Source organism: Flavobacterium sp., from assembly GCF_049590715.1.
Lineage (GTDB): Bacteria > Bacteroidota > Bacteroidia > Flavobacteriales > Flavobacteriaceae > Flavobacterium.
Genome location: NZ_JBAWDL010000007.1, coordinates 1 through 4811 on the forward strand (window position 1 = coordinate 1; position 4811 = coordinate 4811).

General features: G+C 35.1%; 6 protein-coding genes and 1 riboswitch. All 6 genes read left to right on the forward strand.

The window, feature by feature from the left end:
- Positions 1–255 (forward strand): 30S ribosomal protein S2 (locus WBQ70_RS00335; RefSeq protein WP_423908971.1); only part of this gene is annotated, 255 nt, incomplete at its 5' end.
- 135 nt (positions 256–390) lie between these two features.
- Positions 391–1359, forward strand: a complete 969-nt coding sequence (gene tsf / locus WBQ70_RS00340) for a translation elongation factor Ts (protein ID WP_423908973.1) — start codon at positions 391–393, stop codon at positions 1357–1359.
- A gap of 129 nt (positions 1360–1488) precedes the next feature.
- Positions 1489–2055: a DNA-3-methyladenine glycosylase I gene (locus WBQ70_RS00345; protein WP_423908976.1), complete on the forward strand. Its 567-nt coding sequence runs from the start codon at positions 1489–1491 to the stop codon at positions 2053–2055.
- A gap of 73 nt (positions 2056–2128) precedes the next feature.
- Positions 2129–2959, forward strand: coding sequence for a hypothetical protein (locus WBQ70_RS00350; RefSeq protein ID WP_423908979.1), 831 nt, complete (start codon positions 2129–2131; stop codon positions 2957–2959).
- 99 nt (positions 2960–3058) lie between these two features.
- Positions 3059–3154: riboswitch (TPP riboswitch) on the forward strand.
- An 87-nt stretch (positions 3155–3241) separates the two neighbouring features.
- Positions 3242–3448, forward strand: coding sequence for a sulfur carrier protein ThiS (gene thiS / locus WBQ70_RS00355; RefSeq protein ID WP_423908982.1), 207 nt, complete (start codon positions 3242–3244; stop codon positions 3446–3448).
- 254 nt (positions 3449–3702) lie between these two features.
- The coding region (gene thiC, locus WBQ70_RS00360; RefSeq protein WP_423908985.1) for a phosphomethylpyrimidine synthase ThiC at positions 3703–4811 on the forward strand (1109 nt) is incomplete at its 3' end.

Here is a 4811-nt window from a genome sequence, read left to right on the forward strand (position 1 = left end):
ATCGCAATAAAAGAAGCTCAAAAATTAAACATTCCAGTTTTCGCAATGGTTGATACAAACTCTGACCCACGTGAGGTAGATTATGTTATTCCTGCAAATGATGATGCTTCTAAATCAATCGATAAAATTTTATCATTAGTTACTGCTGCTGTTACTGAAGGACTTTCTGAAAGAGGTTCTGAAAAAGAAACGGAAGCAGCTGAAAAAGCAGCACCTGCTCAAGCAGAAGCTGTTGCTCCAGCAACTGAAGAATAAATCAAATTTTAAATTCCAAATTTTAAATTCCAAATTCCACAAACGATTAATAACCCTCGGTTAGTAATTTATTAAAATTGGAATTTGGGATTTATAAATTGGAATTTTTACTTTTAACATTAAAAACAATATACTATGTCAACTATAACTATAACGGCTGCAGACGTAAATAAATTAAGACAAACTACAGGTGCCGGAATGATGGACTGTAAAAAAGCTTTAGTTGAAGCTGAAGGAGATTTCGATAAAGCAATTGAAAACCTTAGAAAAAAAGGACAAAAAGTTGCTGATAACCGTTCTGACCGTGAGTCTTCTGAAGGTGCTGCTGTTGCTTTTATCAATGCCGACAAAACTAAAGGGGCTATCATTACTTTAAACTGCGAAACAGATTTCGTAGGTAAGAATGTAACTTTCGTAGCTTTAGCGAAAGAATTAGTTGAAAAAGCAATCAACTTCTCTTCTAAAGAAGAATTTTTAGCTTCAGATTTCAACGGAATTACTGTAGCTGAAAAATTAATTGAGCAAACAGGAGTTATTGGTGAAAAAATCGAAATTGGTGGTTTTGAAATCGTAGAAGGTGCTTTCGTTGGATCTTATGTTCACGTTAACAAAATCGCTGCATTAACTGCAATCTCTGCAGCTGTTGACAATGCTGATGTTTTAACTAAAGACATCTCTATGCAAGTTGCTTCAATGGGTGCTGACACATTATCTTACAAAGATTTTGATCCAGCTTTCGTCGCATCTGAACTTGATGCCCGTATTGCTATCATCGAAAAAGAAAATGAGGAAGCAAAACGTTTAGGAAAAACATTAAAAAATGTTCCTAAATATATTTCTTACTCTCAATTAACTGAAGAAGTTATCAAACAAGCGGAAGAAGATGCTAAAGCAGAATTAAAAGCGGAAGGAAAACCAGAACAAATTTGGGACAAAATTCTTCCAGGAAAAATTTTACGTTTCATTTCTGACAACACTACTTTAGACCAAGAAAAAGCATTACTTGATCAAAACTTTATCAAAGATGATAGTAAAAAAGTTGGTGATTACGTTAAAGGATTCAATGTTGAAATCACAAGTTTCAAAAGAGTTGCTTTAGGATAATCTTTTAAAGATTTTTTACAATATTAAATCCCATTCGGTCAAACGAATGGGATTTTTTTGCTCAAAATACACTATTAAACCAACTCACTACTCTTTTTACTATATTTGAATTCCTAAAAAACCAACACAATGGAAGACAAAACAAGATGCAACTGGTGTTTATCATCCGACTTATACAAACAATACCACGATCAAGAATGGGGAAAACCCGTTTATAATGACGCTACCTTATTTGAATTCCTACTACTCGAAACCTTTCAAGCTGGATTGAGCTGGATTACCATTCTCAACAAAAGAGAAAATTTTCGTAATGCTTTTGATCAATTTGATTATAAAAAAATTGCTACCTATCAAGATCCTAAAATCCAAGAATTACTCTTAGATACTGGAATCATCCGCAACAAACTCAAAGTAAATTCAGCGGTTACTAATGCTCAAAACTTCATCAAAATTCAGGAAGAATTCGGCAGTTTTTCTAAGTACATTTGGGGGTTTGTAGATGGCAAACCTATTGATAATAAACCTCTAACCCTCAAAGAAGTTCCCGCCACCACTCCACTTTCAGATGCAATAAGCAAAGATTTAAAAAAGCGAGGATTCAAATTTGTGGGTTCAACCGTTATGTATGCTTTTATGCAAGCTACTGGAATTGTTAATGATCATATTCAAGGTTGTTGGACGAGACAAAATCGATAAATAATTTTCTTACAGCACGTCACATTTTCTTACACAAAAAGAGTACTTTTACTCCATATTAGATTTTAATTTTATGAAAAGAATAATTGCCCTTTTGAGTTTTATTGTACTAACTTTTACATCATGCACCTCAAATGATGAAACCTCTCAAAACCATGACACGTCAATTCTCCCTAAAACAATTATTTATAGTGAAGGAGCAAACTCAGACACAACAACACTTTCCTACAACGGTAACAAAATCCAAGAAATCACGCATGCAAGCGGCTACAAATCTATATACACCTATACTGACGATCTAATTACAAACGTAACCTCCTACAAAGGACCTACAATTGACAATACCCATGATTATACGTATGAGAATGGTAAACTTACAAGTGACTTAAATGTCAACTATTCTCAAAATACAACGCAAACCTATAAACTGAAAAGTGTATTCACACATAATAATGATGGGACAATTTTAGAGGAACGTTATAATGTAGATTCAAAAACAGGAGCAGAAACAAAAAACGGGAACAGTGAAATGTATACTTTTACAAATGGAAACTTAACAAAGCAAATTTCTACGTCCACTAGTACCTATTTTGATGGAATAAAAAGCACAACAACAACTTACACATACACCTATATTTTTGAGTATGATGATAAAAACAATCCTAGCATCAATATTTTAGGACTAAATAAAATTGAATTTTTTGATAATGCTTCAAAAAATAATATCAATAAGATAATAATAACCGAAAGAACTACAAATGGCGTTGTTACCAGTAGTGAGCCAACTGTTATATACTATACTACATCCTATAATGATACTAATTTCCTCACTGAAAGTAATCATACAGATTCTGATGGAAATAATAATACTATTGAATATAAACAGAAGTATTTTTACGATTAGAAATGTAATAACATTTTAGTAATCAATGATAACAAACTTTAAAAAACTTTAAATTTATCAAAGTTTAAGCTTTTAAATTAAAAAATACCATACATTTGTAATTCACTTTAGGGGTGTCTATTTATGTAGGCTGAGATTTTACCCTCTGAACCTGATCTAGTTCATACTAGCGTAGGGAAAAGTAAGATGACTTCCGTAGTTCCATTTTTCGGGGCAATCGTAGCCATTCCTAAGGTATAGAAGCACTCCAATGTTTCGTCAAATATCTAAAACTAAAAAGGAATGGAACTAAAAATCAACAATCAAATCAAACAATTCGAGCAAAACGTTCTGAACGTTCAAGCTTTACTTGACCTCGAAATTCCGCTTAAACAAAACGGAATTGCCATTGCCATCAACAATACCGTTATTCCAAAAGCCAATTGGAACAGCCACCCCGTACAAGAAAGGGACGAAATTTTAATTATTTCAGCCACACAAGGAGGATAATTAGGCTGCTTACGGGCTATCCGTTACAAGTCCGCAGCCATCAACCTAAAAAATAGAGTCGTAGCAAGAGCTTCCTACGGTCGCTTTCCTACTCCTTATTTTTCACGGTTGCTGTCTTTACGGGCTTTCCACTACTATCCCTAGCAGAAAAAAAGAGACAATCTATGAAAATCTGTGCTAAGTAATGAAACCTATAGTGTCTACTTCACAATCCAACACATAACTCATAACAAATAACGCTTAACTTCAAACAAATGACAAACGAAGAACAAATATCAAGACAACCTTTCCCAAATTCGACTAAAATCTATATCGACGGAGAAATCCACCCGATAAAAGTCGCTATGCGCGAAATCAAATTATCAGACACCAAACTATCAAGAGGAGGGGTTGAAAAAAATCCAGCCGTAACCGTTTACGATACTTCAGGACCTTACACAGATCCTAATGTTGAAATCGATATTCGCAAAGGATTGCCTCGCATCCGTGAACAATGGATAAAAGACCGTGGCGATGTCGAAGAATTAACTGAAATCACTTCAAACTACGGTAAAGAACGCTTAAATGATGGGAAACTAGATCATTTGCGTTTTGAATATTTACACCAACCGATGCGTGCCAAAAAAGGGGCAAATGTATCGCAATTGTACTACGCCAAACAAGGAATTATCACGCCAGAGATGGAATATATCGCTATCCGTGAAAACCAACGCCTTGAACAAATAGAAAACCAAACCAAGGCGATGCAATGCCAACATTCTGGTCATAGTTTTGGCGCCAATACCCCAAAAAGCAAAATCACTCCAGAATTTGTACGTTCTGAAGTAGCACGCGGTAGAGCTATTATCCCAAACAACATCAACCACCCAGAGAGTGAACCAATGATTGTGGGTCGTAATTTCTTGGTAAAAATCAATGCTAATATTGGTAATAGTGCCGTGACTTCCTCGATTGAAGAAGAAGTAGAAAAAGCGGTTTGGGCTTGCCGTTGGGGAGCCGATACCATTATGGATTTGTCAACTGGTAAAAACATCCACGAAACAAGAGAATGGATTATCCGAAATTCACCTGTACCAATTGGGACTGTACCTATTTACCAAGCCTTAGAAAAAGTAAACGGTGTAGCCGAAGATTTAACTTGGGAAGTATTCCGTGATACATTGATTGAGCAAGCGGAACAAGGGGTTTCATATTTCACCATTCACGCTGGAGTTTTATTGCGTTACATCCATTTAACTGCTAACCGTGTTACGGGAATCGTTTCTCGTGGAGGTTCGATTATGGCCAAATGGTGTTTGTTTCACCACAAAGAAAACTTCTTGTACACGCACTTTGAAGATATTTGCGAAATCATGAAACAATA

Bases quoted from the DNA above. Each gene is read 5' to 3' on its own strand.
- thiS (WP_423908982.1), top strand. From the start codon at position 3,242: ATGGAACTAAAAATCAACAATCAAATCAAACAATTCGAGCAAAACGTT.
- tsf (WP_423908973.1), top strand. From the start codon at position 391: ATGTCAACTATAACTATAACGGCTGCAGACGTAAATAAATTAAGACAA.
- WBQ70_RS00350 (WP_423908979.1), top strand. From the start codon at position 2,129: ATGAAAAGAATAATTGCCCTTTTGAGTTTTATTGTACTAACTTTTACA.
- WBQ70_RS00345 (WP_423908976.1), top strand. From the start codon at position 1,489: ATGGAAGACAAAACAAGATGCAACTGGTGTTTATCATCCGACTTATAC.